The organism is Serratia sp. DD3 (genome assembly GCF_000496755.2).
The window spans coordinates 17,924-33,827 of record NZ_AYKS02000100.1; the positions used below are offsets into that span (position 1 = coordinate 17,924).

Consider the following 15,904-nt stretch of genomic DNA (forward strand, 5'->3'; position numbering starts at 1 on the left):
CTAAATTTAAGCGAGGATCCGGGTGCCAATCGACACACCATTAAACAAAGCTGGAAGTTGTTCAGCATTGCGCCAACTAGCGATATCCACAGGGCGGCCAAGTGTTCGTGCCGCATCCAGAGCCGCATTGACCTTCACCACCATGCCATCGGTGATAATGCCTTCATCAATCAGTTGTTCAGCTTTTTGCGCCGTCATTTCTGCGATGCGCTGCCCTTTACCATCAAGAATACCACTGACATCTGACAGCAGGATTAAATCAGCCCCTAGCGTGGCTGCCAGAGCGGTCGCCGCCTGATCAGCGTTCACATTCATCAGTTGGCCTTCGGCAGTAATACCGATAGAGCTGATCACTGGCAGGTAACCCGCCGTGAGCAACATATTGAGCAGCACCGGTGAACCCGGTAACGCTAGCCCCACATGGCCCAACTCAGGATCCAACTGCGTAACCGCCACACTGCCACCGTCTGCCAGGCTCAAGCCCACAGCGTTGATTTTGTGCTTCAGCGCCCATGCCAGCAGGGTTTTGTTGGCAGTACCCGCCAGCGCACCGGTAATAATATCGATTTGTTCAGCCGGTGTAACGCGCAAACCGTTCTTCTTCACCACCGGCAAAGAGAGCTGTTTCATTAGCTCGTCCACCAGGCAACCACCGCCATGGACAATCACCAGCGGGCGCTGATGCTCCTGACGGTAGGTATCCAGCGCAGTAAACAAACGCTCCAGCGCTTCTTCACTGTCTAATAGCACACCACCTAATTTGATAATCAATGGATTCATTGCTGTGTACTCACGCTTATACTCTCTCTTACAAGTTGCCACGCGGTGTCACTGCCGTCAAAATTTCGGCGCCACGGTTAACGTGGCGACTTGGCGACAACTGAACGCCTATGGGGTAAATATTAGATTAATGACTGGGTTTCCGGGAACCCAAAACGGATATTCAGGCACTGCACCGCCTGCGCCGCAGCCCCTTTCAACAGGTTATCCTCTGCTGCCACGGTAATCAGATGCTCACCCTGAACAGCAAAACCGATATCACAGAACGGCAGCCCCACCACAGATTTCAGCGCGGGCATACCTTGGTCATACAACCGTACCAGCGGTTTATCGTCATAGGCCCCATGGTAAACCGCCGCCACATCTTGTGCGGTGACACCGGCTTTCAAACGGCAGGTGATGGTGGCCAAAATTCCGCGCGGGAAACTCCCTAAATGGGGGGTAAAGATCACCGGCACCCCTAGATGAGTTGCTATCTCTGGCTGATGACGATGGTTAAACAGGCCATAAGGCTGAAGGCTCACTTCGCAGAAACTGGTGGCAACACTGGCTTTACGGCCCGCACCGCTCACACCGCTGACGGCATTAATCACCGGCCATTGCGTCAGATCCAGTAGTTGTTTATCAATGAGCGGTTTTAAGGCCAATTGTGCTGCGGTCGGGTAGCAGCCAGGTACTGCAATCAACTGCGCCTGTTTGAGTTTTTCACCCTGCCACTCCGCCAGACCGTAAACTGCCTGAGACAGCCACTGTTCATGCTGGTGTTGAAAACCATAATATTGGCTATAGAATTGGCTATCCTGTATACGGAATGCACCGGAGAGATCGAACACCACGCAACCCGCTGCCAGAAAGATGGGGGCGATGTCATGGCTCACCTCATGGGCGGTAGCCAGGAAAACCACATCAATGTCTTTTGCGGCAGCGGCAGGGTCAACCAGGGGTTGCAATGGCAGGTCAACGATACCTTTTAATTGAGGATGCAGGTCAGAAAGTAATTTTCCTGCATCTGCACTTTGCGCTGAAACCGCTAAAGCGGTTATGTTCATATGTGGATGACGATTCAGGTAAGCCGTAAGCTCCGCTCCGGCATAACCGCTGGCACCAACAATCAGCGTATTCAACATGTGGCCTTTCACCTTCTTGGCTAACAGTAAGAGTCATGGGTGACTCTGGTCGCAGGGTTTAAGCGCATAATTGTGCCGGTCACCCCGATGGTTGAGCGTTGATGTTTTGAACAACATCCAGGCGTCGTTTCCTTTACGCTCTTATTTAATGTATTTTTATTCAGAATAAATGCATGAATATTGATACTACCCTAACCAAAGGCTGTCAACAGTGAAGATGAAATTACCCTCATTTATTGAGTTGTACCGGGCACTGATAAGCACAGAATCGATCAGTGCCACCGATGCTGACCTTGATCAGAGTAATGAAACATTAATCAACTTACTGGCCAGTTGGTTTAGCGATCTGGGTTTCCGTGTCGATGTACAACCGGTGCCAGACACCCGCAACAAGTTCAACCTGTTGGCAAGTATGGGGGAAGGCCCCGGTGGGTTGCTGCTGGCCGGTCATACCGACACCGTACCCTATGACCAGGGCCGCTGGACACGCGACCCCTTTACCTTAACCGAACACGACAACAAGCTTTATGGGCTGGGTACTGCCGATATGAAAGGCTTTTTTGCCTTTGTGCTCGATACAGTACGCGATATTGACCCCGGAAAACTGACTAAGCCGCTGTATATTCTGGCTACGGCAGATGAAGAAACCACCATGGCCGGGGCCCGTTATTTTGCCGCCTCGAGCAAAATCCGCCCAGACTTTGCCATTATTGGCGAGCCGACATCTCTGCAGCCAGTACGTGCCCATAAAGGCCATATTTCCAATGCGATCCGCATCGTGGGTCAGTCTGGTCATTCAAGCGACCCGGCTCGTGGCGTGAATGCCATCGATCTGATGCATGAGTCCATCGGGCATCTGATGACATTACGCAAGACACTGCAGGAGCGCTACCACAATCCCGCCTTTGCCGTGCCCTATCCAACCATGAACTTCGGTCATATCAACGGCGGAGATGCGGCCAACCGTATTTGTGCCTGTTGCGAATTACATATGGATATTCGCCCATTACCCGGTATGACACTGGATAACATCAACGAGCTGCTACACCAGGCACTGGCTCCCGTTATCCAACGCTGGCCGGGCCGTTTAACCATTGATGAACTGCATCCGCCCATTCCGGGTTATGAATGCCCTACCGACCACCACATGGTCGCGGTCATTGAGAAGTTGCTCGGCTCCCGTACCGAAGTGGTTAACTACTGTACCGAAGCGCCGTTTATCCAGAATGTGTGCCCAACGCTGGTGTTAGGGCCGGGTTCGATCAACCAGGCGCATCAACCTGACGAATATCTTGATATGGCGTTTATTGAGCCAACCCGTAGGTTGCTAGCAGAATTGGTCGACCATTTTTGCCAACAATAACTGATGGATAAACAGCAAGTAACAGTCCATTACTTACCTCTAAAGAGGTAGTTCGTCGGGTGATAAGCCAAACTGATAACCGATGGGCTGTAATTAAATTTCAGAAAATACGCTGATTTTTATGTTTTTTTGCTAAAAATAGTGTCAATTAATGATTAGGCCAGCACGTGGCACGATGAAGTGAGTTGTCTTCACCAGACACGTGAAATTTACTTACAAGATGAAAATTATGTACTCAATACTTTCAGGCGGCAGGCAGTAACGCCATAGCCAGGAGATGATGAGTTTACAGAGGAGTGGGTCAGGGTCATATGAACGAACAATATTCGGCAATGCGCAGTAATGTCAGTATGCTCGGCAAATTGCTCGGCGATACGATTAAAGAAGCGCTGGGTGAACATATTCTCGATCGGGTTGAAACTATCCGTAAGCTGTCCAAATCTTCACGTGCAGGTAGTGAAGTCCATCGTCAGGAGCTGTTATCGACGCTACAAAACCTGTCTAATGATGAACTGCTGCCCGTTGCTCGTGCTTTCAGCCAATTCCTGAATCTGACTAACGTTGCTGAGCAATATCATAGTATTTCGCCCCATGGTGAAGCCCTCAGCAACCCAGAAGCCTTGGCTCAACTGTTTGTTCGGCTGAAAGACAAAAAAATCAGCGACAAAGAATTACAGAATGCGGTGGCTGATCTCTCCATCGAATTGGTGTTGACCGCTCACCCAACCGAAATTACCCGTCGTACCCTGATCCACAAACTGGTTGAGGTTAACACCTGTCTCAGTCAGTTGGACCATAACGATTTGGCCGACTATCAGCGCAATAAAATCATGCGCCGCCTGCGCCAGTTGGTGGCACAGTCCTGGCATACCGATGAAATGCGTAAAAATCGCCCATCACCGGTTGATGAAGCCAAATGGGGCTTTGCTGTGGTGGAAAACAGTCTGTGGGAAGGCGTACCCGCTTTCTTGCGCGAGTTTAACGAACAGTTGGAAAAATCCATTGATTACCGCCTGCCAGTAGAAGCGGTTCCCATCAGATTTACTTCCTGGATGGGGGGAGACCGCGATGGTAACCCCAATGTTACTGCTGAAATCACTCGCCATGTGCTGTTATTAAGCCGCTGGAAAGCTTGTGACCTGTTTACTCGTGATATTCAGGTATTGGTTTCCGAGCTATCAATGACCGAATGTACGCCAGAGTTGCGTGCACTGGCGGGTGGTGACGAAGTACAAGAACCTTACCGCGAATTAATGAAGCAACTACGCAGCCAGTTGATGAGCACTCAGGACTACCTTGAAGAGTGCCTGAAAGGTCAACGTGTTCTGCGCCCGCACAACCTGCTGGAAAACAATGAGCAATTGTGGGAACCGTTATATGCCTGTTATCGCTCATTGGTCGCCTGTGGCATGGGCATCATTGCCAACGGCCAACTGTTGGATACGCTACGCCGCGTGCGCTGCTTCGGTGTCCCGCTGGTTCGTATCGATGTTCGCCAGGAAAGCACTCGCCACACTGAAGCCCTCGCCGAACTGACACGCTATCTGGGGCTAGGGGATTATGAAAGCTGGTCAGAAGCCGATAAGCAGGCATTTTTGATCCGTGAGTTAAGCTCCAAGCGCCCGTTGATTCCTTTGAAATGGGAACCCAGCAGCGAAACCAAAGAAGTACTGGAAACCTGCAAAGTGATCGCCGAAGCACCACAAGGTTCCATTGCCGCTTATGTCATTTCGATGGCGCGCACCCCGTCTGATGTATTAGCGGTGCATCTGCTGCTGAAAGAAGCCGGTTGTCCATTCGCTCTGCCCGTCGCGCCACTGTTTGAAACGCTTGACGATCTGAACAATGCCGACGATGTCATGACACAGTTGCTGAATATTGACTGGTATCGTGGCTTTATTCAGGGCAAGCAGATGGTGATGATCGGTTATTCCGACTCCGCGAAAGATGCCGGGGTAATGGCCGCCTCTTGGGCGCAATACCGGGCACAGGATGCGCTGATCAAAACCTGTGAAAAAGCAGGCGTCGCCCTGACGTTGTTCCATGGTCGTGGTGGCTCCATTGGCCGTGGCGGTGCGCCGGCTCATGCTGCACTGCTATCGCAACCACCAGGCAGCCTGAAAGGTGGCTTACGTGTTACCGAACAAGGGGAGATGATCCGCTTTAAATTCGGTCTGCCTGAAGTCACCATCAGTAGTCTGGCGCTGTATACCAGTGCGATTTTGGAAGCCAACCTACTGCCGCCACCGGAACCCAAGCCAGAATGGCGCACATTAATGGACGAACTGTCCGAGACTTCATGCAAAATGTACCGGGGTTATGTGCGTGAAAATCCGGATTTTGTCCCCTATTTCCGTGCGGCGACACCAGAACAGGAGCTAGCTAAGCTGCCCCTGGGTTCGCGCCCGGCCAAACGGCGCCCGAACGGCGGCGTAGAAAGCCTGCGTGCTATTCCATGGATCTTCGCCTGGACCCAGAATCGCCTAATGCTGCCAGCCTGGCTGGGTGCAGGTGCGGGTTTGCAAGAAGCAGTGAAAGCGGGCAAGCAAGACCAGTTAGAAGCCATGTGCCGCGACTGGCCGTTCTTTTCTACCCGCATTGCTATGCTGGAAATGGTGTTTTCCAAGACCGATCTCTGGTTGACGGAATACTATGATCAGCGCTTGGTGGATAAGTCACTGTGGCCATTGGGCAAACAGTTACGTGATCAGTTGGAGAGCGATATCAAGGCCGTGCTGACCATCGCCAATGACGATCATTTGATGGAAGCGCTACCGTGGATCGCTGAATCTATCGCCTTGCGTAATGTTTATACCGATCCGCTCAACGTTCTGCAGGCAGAGCTGCTGTACCGCTCACGCCAGTTGGAACAACCGGATCCCCAAGTTGAACAGGCGCTGATGGTCACTATCGCCGGTGTTGCTGCCGGGATGCGTAACACTGGCTAGGTGATACTCAATCTCAACCCAAGGTACTGCCATTACAGTACCTTGGGTATTATCAGTGTTATATCCGCGTTTATTCAAACCGCCGGGCGAACCCCTAACGTATGGCAGATGGCATAGCTCATTTCCGCACGGTTAAGCGTGTAGAAGTGGAAATCTTTTACCCCTTCGCGGCTTAATATCTTCACCATATCCATCGCAATATTAGCACCGACCATCTTGCGCGTTTCCGGGTCATCATCCAGCCCGGCAAACATGCTGCTCATCCAGTTTGGCACCCGCACGTTAGTCATGGTGGCAAAGCGCTGTAGTTGTTTGAAATTGGAGACGGGCAGAATACCCGGCACAATTTCCACATCAATTCCGGTCGCCACGCAACGGTCACGAAAACGCAGATAGCTTTCTACATCAAAGAAAAATTGGGTTATAGCACGGTTAGCACCCGCATCAATTTTGTGTTTGAGGTTGATCAAGTCTGCCTGGGCACTCTTTGCTTCTGGATGAACTTCTGGATAAGCCGCTACCGAAATATCAAAATCGCCAACACTTTTCAGCAGCGTGACCAAGTCGGCAGCATACATTTCAGGTTTGCCACTATCCGGGGGTAAATCACCGCGCAGAGCGACAATATGACGAATACCGCTATTCCAGTAATCAGTGGCAATATCAATAAGCTGTGATGGAGTAGCATCAATACAGGTTAAGTGCGGGGCGGCAACCAGGCCGGTGCGCTCTTTAATCCCTTTGATGATGCTATGGGTGCGATCACGTTCACCTGAGTTGGCACCGTAAGTAACGGAAACAAATTTGGGTTTGAGGCTGCTCAGGCGATCAATCGATTGCCACAAGGTCTCTTCCATCTCGCTGGTACGCGGAGGGAAAAACTCGAACGACACATTAATCTGGCCATTTAACTCTGCCAAACTCTGATTCAGCGCTTCCCGCTGGTTTGCGTGAAAAAAACTCATTCCCTGCCCGCCTCTTATCTCAATATCGCCAAATAAGCGTCTATACGTTTAGACGTCTAAAGAGAAAATGCCGGATGTTGCCTGAAGAGTCAACAGGAAAGTAAGCGTAAGACGATGATTAATCCTCACGCTATGTGAAAAAATTTCATGTTCGGGGTCACAAGCGCCATCATTCAAGTGGCGAGGATAGCCCTGGCAGCTTGAATGACGACGGATAGGGCGACTTAAAGTAACTGTGCCAAACGGTTAAGATCAGACTGAATTGCCCCGGCGGTAACATCGCGCCCAGCCCCTGGGCCACGGATCACCAGTGGGTTATCCCGATACCAACGGCTTTCAATGGCAAACACGTTGTCACAAGGCAACAGCGAAGCCAGTGGATGTTCTGGTCGCACCGCCTCAACCCCCACACGCGCTTTACCATTGGCATCGAAACGCGCCACGTGACGCAGCACCAAGCCCATTTCGTTGGCGGCTTCATAACGCTGCAACATTTGCTGATTCAGGGTATCGCCGTTTTCAAAAAACTGATCGATAGAACCTTGCTCGGCACCTGCTGGCACCAACGATTCAACACGAACCTGGTTAGGCTCAAGGTCATAACCCGCTTCCCGCGCCAAGATCACCAGTTTGCGCATCACATCCTGCCCCGACAGATCAGCCCGTGGGTCCGGTTCCGTCAACCCTTGCTGCCAGGCCTGATCCACCAGTTCAGTAAAGGGCACCGTGCCGTCAAACTGCAGGAATAACCAAGAGAGGGTACCGGAGAAAACACCACTGATCGCCAAGATACTGTCACCGCTGTCGCGTAGATCGCGTACCGCATAATTCACCGGCAACCCGGCACCCACCGTGGCGTTATACAACCAGTGACGCCCGGTCTTGGCAAACGCATCACGCACCTGACGGTAATTGGCACCACTGGACGCCCCGGCAAGTTTATTGGCACTGATCACATGAAAACCATAACTGGCAAAATCCAGATACTGATCCGCCAGATTGCCACTGGCAGTGACATCAAGAACCACCAAATCATCAAACGGGTGTGCTCGCATCCACAAGAACAGGGATTCTTCATCCAACTGCTGGGCTTCTTCGTCAAAGAACGCTAACGCACGGCTGGCATCCAGCCCCTGGTAATCCAGTAAACTGCGGCTGCTATCCACCACCCCCGCCAGAATAAATTCAAAGCCACTACGCGCAGAGAGGTTGGTCTGTTCACGAGCAAACAATTCCAACCAACGCGAGCCGATATTACCCTTGCCAAACAACACCAGCCCAATGCGCTTTTCCGCTCGGAACAGCGTCTGGTGCAAGCCCTGGATCAACAGACTGGTGGGCCCCTGGCGTAATACAGCTACCAGGCTGATGCCATCTTCTGCTTGCCAGATAAATTCTACCGGTTGATCTTTCAATTGCTGATAGAAGCGATGGCTATGCAGCGGATTCTTACCAACGCCAGCGCCGACCAACGCCACCAGCGCCAAGCCTTCACGCAGTTGTAACGTACCGGGCAACCCCGCCGCCTGTAAGATGTCCAGTGCACTCCCCGCTACTTCCGAGGTATAGCACAATTGGATCAGACTACGATCGGGGTGCAGCCCCACCGCCAAGGGTTTTATCTGTGCACGCTTGAGCACCAGTTCCAGCTCTTGCCGCCCCAGCTTGAAGTCACGCTGCGGAGCGACACTGAACTCAATCAGGCAAACATCATCATGGCTGGTGACTATCTTGGCACCGGTACCGGAGGCCAACACACGTTCAATACGTGTCGAGCCCTGCTCAGGTTGGTAGCTACAACGTAGTTGTAAATCAATATCGCTGCCAGATACCGGCTGCAATGTCCGGGTATGCAGAACCGGTGCCGCGAGACGTGCCAATTCGCTGGCTTCATCCAGACGCAACAGCGGCAACAGGCAGGCATCTTTCACTTTGCGCGGATCCGCACTGTAAACACCCGCGACATCGCTCCAGATAGTGACCCGCTCTACGCCCACCAATGCACCAACTTGCGTTGCAGAATAGTCACTACCATTACGCCCGAGCAACACCGTTTCACCGGCGTCATTACGCGAGATAAAGCCAGTCACCACCAGGCGTTTGCCAGGGTGCTGTGCCAACAGTTGCTGCAACAGTGGATAAGAGCGGCCTTCATCCACCTGCGGTTGTGCAGCACGTTCAGCGCGCAGGAAATCACGGGCATCTAGCCATATCGCCTGCATATCCTGCTGGTTCAATACGGCGGCCATCAGCCGGGCAGACCAGATTTCCCCATGCCCCACCACTTCGGCATAGGCAGCATCGTCAACGTGACCATCCAGCAAAATGGCCAAACGCTCAAGATCGCGGATAAACTCGTCAACCAATGGCTGTGAACGCTCAGACGGTAATAACCCCCTGATCAGTTCACTGTGATAATGGCGCAGCGTCTGCTGCGCCTGATGTGCCGCCAAGCGATCACTCTGGCTTAGTTTTAACCAGTTGATCAGTTGATTCGTCGTGCTACCAGCAGCCGAAACCACCATCAGGTCGCCAGGTCGGCTATATTCCGCCATAATCCCGGCAACCCGTGAATAACACTTCACATCAGCCAGACTACTGCCACCAAATTTATGTAGCTGCCGCCCACTCACCGGTCCTGCTACCGCAATTGCATTCATGCTTACCTCGTTGCCGCTGCCTGGAAGGCTTGTTCCAGATCACTAATCAAATCTTCGCTGTCTTCAATACCCACAGAAACACGTAACAAACTGTCAGAAATGCCAGCAGCGGCGCGCGCTTCTGGCGCCATCCCGGCATGGGTCATGGTCGCCGCATGTGAGATCAGGCTTTCTACCCCACCCAGTGATTCCGCCAAAGTAAACAGTTGCAGCGCAGAGAGAAAACGGCGTAACAACGCCTCATCACCATCAAGCTCAAAGCTGAGCATGGCACCAAACCCGCGCTGCTGGCGGCAGGCAATCTCATGGCCTGGGTTTTCCGGCAAGGAAGGATGATACAACTTTTTAACCAAGGGTTGCTGTTGCAGATAACTGACAATTGCTTCGGCATTATGCTGTGCGGCTTTGATTCGTGGTGATAAAGTCCTTATGCCACGCAATAACAGATAGCTATCGAATGCCGCCCCGGTCACGCCGATATTGTTCGCCCACCAAGCCAGTTCCACCGCCAGCTCCGGATCCTTGGCAATCACCGCGCCGGCCACCACATCGGAGTGACCATTCAGGTACTTGGTACAAGAATGCACCACCAGATCAGCCCCCAGTGCCAGTGGCTGTTGCAAGGCAGGGCTGAGGAAAGTGTTGTCGACAACCGCCAATGCCCCCACCTGGTGTGCGGCTTGGCAGATTGCCGCGATATCCACCACACGTAATAACGGGTTACTGGGCGTTTCGATTAATACCATTTTCGGTTTTTGTGCCAATGCCTGCTGCAATGCAACGGGGTTGCTCTGATCAACAAACAACACCTGATACGCACCACGTTTGCTGAGGCTATCAAACAGACGGTAACTGCCACCATAGCAGTCATGAGGTGCCACCAGCAGGTCGCCAGGCTTGAGCAATACCGTCGTCACCAGATGGATCGCCGACATACCGCTTCCCGTCATCACCGCACCGGCGCCCCCTTCCAGTTCTGCTAGCGCACGTTGCACCACATCACGGGTCGGGTTTCCACGGCGTGAATAATCATGAGCACGAGGTTGGTTGAAGTCGATGAAATTGTAAGTACTTGAAAGATGGATCGGTGGGACAACACAACCGTACTGCTCATCATCGTTCAGGCCGCTACGCACGGCAATCGTGGCTGGTTTATGTGTCATAGGGTATCTCGGCTCTCGGAAAGTGGGAGAATGAAGCCTAAAGATTAACCCCAGCAGAAATAGACGTCAATACATCTAGCCATCTAAACTTCTTTGCGTATAGATTGAGCAAAAAGAAAATACCCGCTAACATTGTAGTTCTATTCGGATATTGTACTTCTATTCGGATTTATTCAGGTTGCAGAACAGAAGCGCAATCGGTTTTTAAACTGTACTGCCGCTCCCCCGCGAGGGATGAGCCAGATAACGCAACCAACACCACGACCCCTTGCAGTATGAAGGGTATCGGTGGGATAGAGATTTCATCGATACTATTCAATGACCTTTGTCGTGTAAAATTGATATTTATTGAGTGAGAACAACGAAAATCGGGCATAATTGGCTGGTTTTTAGAATTTTGTAATTTCCAAACAAATCTTAAGGTGTCCCATGGCTGAGTGGAACGGCGAGTATGTCAGCCCTTACGCTGAACACGGTAAAAAAAGCGAGCAAGTAAAAAAAATCACGGTATCCATTCCGCTGAAGGTCTTGAAGATCCTGACTGATGAACGGACCCGCCGCCAGGTCAACAATCTGCGCCACGCGACAAACAGCGAATTGCTATGCGAAGCATTTCTACATGCTTTTACTGGTCAGCCATTACCCGATGATGAAGATCTGCGTAAAGAGCGGAGTGATGAAATCCCGGAAGTCGCAAAAGTGCTGATGCGTGAATTAGGGGTGGACCCTGATACCTGGGAATATTGATAGCCTAGCCAACAGACAAAAATGCAAAAGGCGCCCAAGGCGCCTTTTGTCTGACTGCAAGAAAACTTACTTCTTGCTGCCTGGTACGCTGAAACGCTTGTTGAAACGGTCAACGCGACCACCGGAAGCAACATCACGCTGCTTACCAGTATAGAACGGGTGGCATTCGCCACAAACGTCCAGGTTCAGATTATGACCCACAGTAGAGCGGATCTTGATCACATTACCGCAAGAGCAGTTCGCAGTAACTTCTTCGTATTTTGGGTGAATACCTTTTTGCATGGGGGAACCTCAGTTAAGGCCGTGTCGCTATCCAGCCGTGTTCCGCCAGACACCACACGTAGTTAATCATCATATTTGATATGGAATTATATCAAAGGCGGCAAATTATACAGAATAAAATATACTGCGCAATCGGATCCGTACATTTGGCGGCCTACAGTGTAAACTAGCCCGCATCTTTTGCCCTCTGGATAGCCACATGCCTGTTGTACACGTTGCTCTGCCGGTTCCTCTTGCCCGCACCTTTGATTATCTGCTGCCAGCAGGCCAGCAGCCAGTCTGTGGCGCACGGGTCAGTGTCCCTTGGGGAAAACAACGGGCAATAGGCATTATCACCGGTTATAGTGAAAGCAGCGAACTGCCCTTGGAGAAGCTCAAGTCTATCGACACGCTGTTGGACAACGATTCGCTGTTCTCTGCCAGCCTGTGGCATATCTTACTCTGGGCCAGTGAATACTATCATTACCCCATTGGTGAAGTGCTGTTCCATGCATTACCCATTCTGCTGCGCCAGGGCAAACCGGCAGAAAGCGAGCCGCTATGGCAATGGATCGCCACTGAACCAGGGCGAGCCACACCACTGGAGAGCCTCAAGCGCGCTCCGAAACAGCAACAAGCACTGGCGGCACTGCTGCAACAGCCGATATATCGCCACCAAGTCAATGAATTGGCACTGACAGAAAGCGCACTTCAAGCGCTACGGGTCAAAGACTTGGCGGTGCTACGTGCGCAAGTGATACCGAAACAAGATTGGCGGCCAAACTTTAAAGTCCTGGGGGAGCGGCTTAGGCTCAATACCGAGCAAGCCACCGCCGTAGGGGCGATTCGCAGTGAAGATGATCAATTTGCCGCCTGGTTGTTGGCGGGGATCACCGGCTCCGGTAAAACGGAGGTTTACCTCAGCGTGTTGGAAAACATCCTGGCGAAAGGCAGGCAGGCTCTGGTACTGGTTCCTGAGATCGGCCTGACACCGCAAACCATTGCCCGCTTTCGTGAACGCTTTAAAGCACCGGTGGACGTACTGCATTCCGGGCTGAACGACAGCGAACGACTGGCGGTGTGGCTAAGGGCGCGCAGCGGCGAAACCGCCATCGTTATTGGCACTCGCTCGGCGTTGTTCACCCCCTTTTCTCAGCTTGGCATCGTTATCATCGACGAAGAACACGACAGCTCTTATAAACAGCAAGAGGGCTGGCGCTATCACGCGCGTGATCTCGCCGTATTCCGTGCTCGGGAAGAGGGCATCCCCATCGTGATGGGCACGGCAACACCGGCGTTGGAAACACTGCAAAACGTACAATTAGGCAAATATCGCCAACTCAAATTGACCCAGCGAGCGGGTAATGCTAAAGCCGCTAACCAGCATCTGATCGATTTGAAGGGCCTGCCACTGAAAGTCGGGCTTTCTCAACCGCTGTTGAAAAGCATGCAGCACCATCTGAAGAACGGTAATCAGGTGATGCTATTTCTTAACCGGCGCGGATATGCCCCGGCGTTATTGTGTCATGAATGCGGCTGGATCGCTGAATGCCAGCGCTGTGACCATTACTACACCCTCCACCAGAATCATCGCCAATTACGCTGCCACCACTGCGATAGCCAGCGCCCAGTACCACACCAATGCCCACAATGTGGCTCAACCCATCTGGTCGCCATCGGTGTGGGTACGGAACAGTTGGAACACGAGCTGGTCACACTGTTCCCGGAAACCGCTATCACTCGAATTGATCGCGATACCACCAGCCGTAAAGGCTCACTGGAACAGCATCTGGCGGATATTCAACGCGGTGGTCCGCGCATCCTGATCGGAACGCAAATGCTGGCAAAAGGCCACCACTTTCCCGATGTCACACTGGTTGCGCTGCTGGACGTTGATGGTGCGCTATTCTCGGCGGACTTCCGTTCCGCCGAGCGTTTCGCCCAACTTTATACTCAAGTTTCCGGCCGCGCCGGGCGAGCAGGCAAGCAGGGTGAAGTGCTGCTGCAAACCCACCACCCGGAACACCCGTTACTGCAGACTCTGCTGCAACAAGGTTACGACGCTTTCGCCAAGCAAACATTGGCTGAACGCCAAAGTGTCTTCCTGCCCCCCTATACCAACCACATCATCGTGCGTTCGGAAGATCACGACAATCAACAGGCACCACTGTTCCTGCAACAATTACGCAATCTGCTGGAAGCCAGCCCACTGAAGGATAACGCATTGTGGGTGATGGGCCCGGTTCCTGCATTGCAAGCCAAACGTGGGGGCCGTTTCCGTTGGCAATTACTGTTACAACACCCTTCCCGACGTCTGTTACAGCAGTTGTTCAAAAACACCTTGCCATTGATTGATACGTTGCCACAAGCACGTAAAGTGAAATGGACGTTGGACGTTGACCCCAGCGATAGTTGAGTTGAAAACAACCTGGTTGAGCGGGGTAAGGCAGAGGTTAATCTTACCAATTTGCGATCTAACACGGGAAAACCTTCCCGTATCACACTTTTTATGCAAATTAAGCAATAAAAGCAGATCGTAATCTGTTTATACTCAAGCTCATTCAAGTAACCTATGGCAGTAATGCAAGGAGGGGATGAGTCACTGAAGGCCCCCAGCGTAGATGGCTCGACTAAACCGTCACACCACCAAACGCCTGCTTGATGAAATAGCTGAAGTAACTGCGTTGACTTAGGGATAATGCAAGGAGAGAGGCGTTGCAACACAAGAAAGAATTGCCCATGGCCACCATGAAGGACGTTGCCGATATGGCCGGTGTTTCAACTGCAACCGTATCGCGTGCGCTGATGAACCCGGAAAAGGTCTCAACATCAACACGCCAGAAAGTAGAACAGGCTGTGTTAGCCGTAGGTTACTCCCCTCACACTCTGTCACGTAATATCAAACGCAATGAGTCCCGCACCATTCTGGTCATCGTCCCTGATATCTGCGATCCGTTTTTTGCCGATGTGATCCAGGGAATCGAACAGACTGCGGTGCAACAGGGCTATCTGGTACTGATCGGCGATTGTGCCCAACAGAACCAACAGGAAAGAACCTTCGTCAATCTGATCATCACCAAACAGATTGATGGCATGTTGCTGCTTGGCTCCAATCTCCCTTTTGATGCGGGCAAAGAAGAGCAGCGCAATCTCCCACCGATGGTGATGGCCAATGAATTTGCACCGGAACTGGAACTGCCCACCGTTCATATCGACAACCTGACCGCCGCCTTTGAAGCGGTACATTATCTACAGCAATTGGGCCATAAGCAGATAGCTTGCATCGCCGGGCCCGAGCAGATGCCACTCAGCCATTATCGGCTACAGGGCTATATCCAGGCATTACGCCGCAATGGCATTAATATCGAAAGTAGTTATATTACCCGTGGTGATTTTACTTATGAGGCAGGTGCACAGGCATTAGCCTCGTTGATGGCACTGCCGAAACCACCCACGGCAATCTTTTGCCATAATGATGTCATGGCCATTGGTGCGCTCTCCCAGGCTAAAAAAATGGGTCTACGGGTGCCACAAGACTTGTCCATTATCGGCTTCGACGATATAAAACAGGCACAGTATTGTGACCCCCCTCTGACGACAGTGGCACAGCCTCGTTTTCAGATTGGTCAGCAGGCCATGCTGCTCCTGTTGGAACAATTGCATGGGCAGGTGGTTAACAGCGGTTCCCGGCTTTTAGACAGTGAATTGATCATCAGAGGCAGCACCGCCGCTCTTAAATGCTAGTCAAATATTTTTGAGTTAAGTAACATGACTAATCAGACGCCTGTCTGACCGGCGTCTGAATGATTTAAGCGTGATTTAAGCATGATTGTTGTGGTCATTTTATCAGCGCAGCCCTGTGGGGCAAACCCGCAGAATGTCGCCTTTTA

Annotated in this window: 11 protein-coding genes; 5 read left to right on the forward strand and 6 right to left on the reverse strand. The window is 51.9% G+C overall.

Features of this window, described 5'->3' with window-relative positions:
* Window positions 1–6 precede the first annotated feature (6 nt).
* Together argB and argC are read right to left on the reverse strand one after the other, a co-directional pair.
* On the reverse strand, window positions 7–780 hold the full coding sequence (argB, locus tag IO95_RS19380; protein WP_023490857.1) for an acetylglutamate kinase: 774 nt from the start codon (window positions 778–780) through the stop codon (window positions 7–9).
* A gap of 122 nt (window positions 781–902) precedes the next feature.
* Complete coding sequence (gene argC, locus IO95_RS19385; RefSeq protein ID WP_023490856.1) at window positions 903–1,907, reverse strand: N-acetyl-gamma-glutamyl-phosphate reductase; 1,005 nt, start codon at window positions 1,905–1,907, stop codon at window positions 903–905.
* Between the two features lie 217 nt (window positions 1,908–2,124).
* On the opposite strand from argC, the gene argE reads away from it, so the two are divergent.
* Complete coding sequence (gene argE, locus IO95_RS19390) at window positions 2,125–3,270, forward strand: acetylornithine deacetylase (RefSeq protein ID WP_023490855.1); 1,146 nt, start codon at window positions 2,125–2,127, stop codon at window positions 3,268–3,270.
* 311 nt (window positions 3,271–3,581) lie between these two features.
* Window positions 3,582–6,218: a phosphoenolpyruvate carboxylase gene (gene ppc / locus IO95_RS19395; RefSeq protein WP_023490854.1), complete on the forward strand. Its 2,637-nt coding sequence runs from the start codon at window positions 3,582–3,584 to the stop codon at window positions 6,216–6,218.
* 74 nt (window positions 6,219–6,292) lie between these two features.
* On the opposite strand, the gene metF is transcribed toward ppc, so the two are convergent.
* The 3 genes from metF to metB all read right to left on the reverse strand — a co-directional run bounded on the left by metF (window position 6,293) and on the right by metB (window position 11,006).
* Window positions 6,293–7,183: a methylenetetrahydrofolate reductase gene (metF, locus tag IO95_RS19400; RefSeq protein WP_023490853.1), complete on the reverse strand. Its 891-nt coding sequence runs from the start codon at window positions 7,181–7,183 to the stop codon at window positions 6,293–6,295.
* Window positions 7,184–7,407: 224 nt separating this feature from the next.
* Window positions 7,408–9,843: a bifunctional aspartate kinase/homoserine dehydrogenase II gene (locus IO95_RS19405; protein WP_023490852.1), complete on the reverse strand. Its 2,436-nt coding sequence runs from the start codon at window positions 9,841–9,843 to the stop codon at window positions 7,408–7,410.
* 2 nt (window positions 9,844–9,845) lie between these two features.
* Window positions 9,846–11,006: a cystathionine gamma-synthase gene (gene metB, locus IO95_RS19410; RefSeq protein ID WP_023490851.1), complete on the reverse strand. Its 1,161-nt coding sequence runs from the start codon at window positions 11,004–11,006 to the stop codon at window positions 9,846–9,848.
* 429 nt (window positions 11,007–11,435) lie between these two features.
* On the opposite strand from metB, the gene metJ reads away from it, so the two are divergent.
* The gene (metJ, locus tag IO95_RS19415; protein ID WP_023490850.1) at window positions 11,436–11,753 is read left to right on the forward strand and encodes a met regulon transcriptional regulator MetJ; all 318 of its coding nucleotides are present in this window, start codon (window positions 11,436–11,438) and stop codon (window positions 11,751–11,753) included.
* 66 nt (window positions 11,754–11,819) lie between these two features.
* On the opposite strand, the gene rpmE is transcribed toward metJ, so the two are convergent.
* Window positions 11,820–12,035 (reverse strand): 50S ribosomal protein L31, encoded by a 216-nt coding sequence (gene rpmE, locus IO95_RS19420; protein ID WP_023490849.1) that lies wholly within the window; start codon window positions 12,033–12,035, stop codon window positions 11,820–11,822.
* A 199-nt stretch (window positions 12,036–12,234) separates the two neighbouring features.
* On the opposite strand from rpmE, the gene priA reads away from it, so the two are divergent.
* Together priA and cytR are read left to right on the forward strand one after the other, a co-directional pair.
* Window positions 12,235–14,430, forward strand: coding sequence for a primosomal protein N' (priA, locus tag IO95_RS19425; protein WP_023490848.1), 2,196 nt, complete (start codon window positions 12,235–12,237; stop codon window positions 14,428–14,430).
* Window positions 14,431–14,729: 299 nt separating this feature from the next.
* Window positions 14,730–15,758: a DNA-binding transcriptional regulator CytR gene (gene cytR / locus IO95_RS19430; RefSeq protein ID WP_023490847.1), complete on the forward strand. Its 1,029-nt coding sequence runs from the start codon at window positions 14,730–14,732 to the stop codon at window positions 15,756–15,758.
* Window positions 15,759–15,904 lie beyond the last annotated feature (146 nt).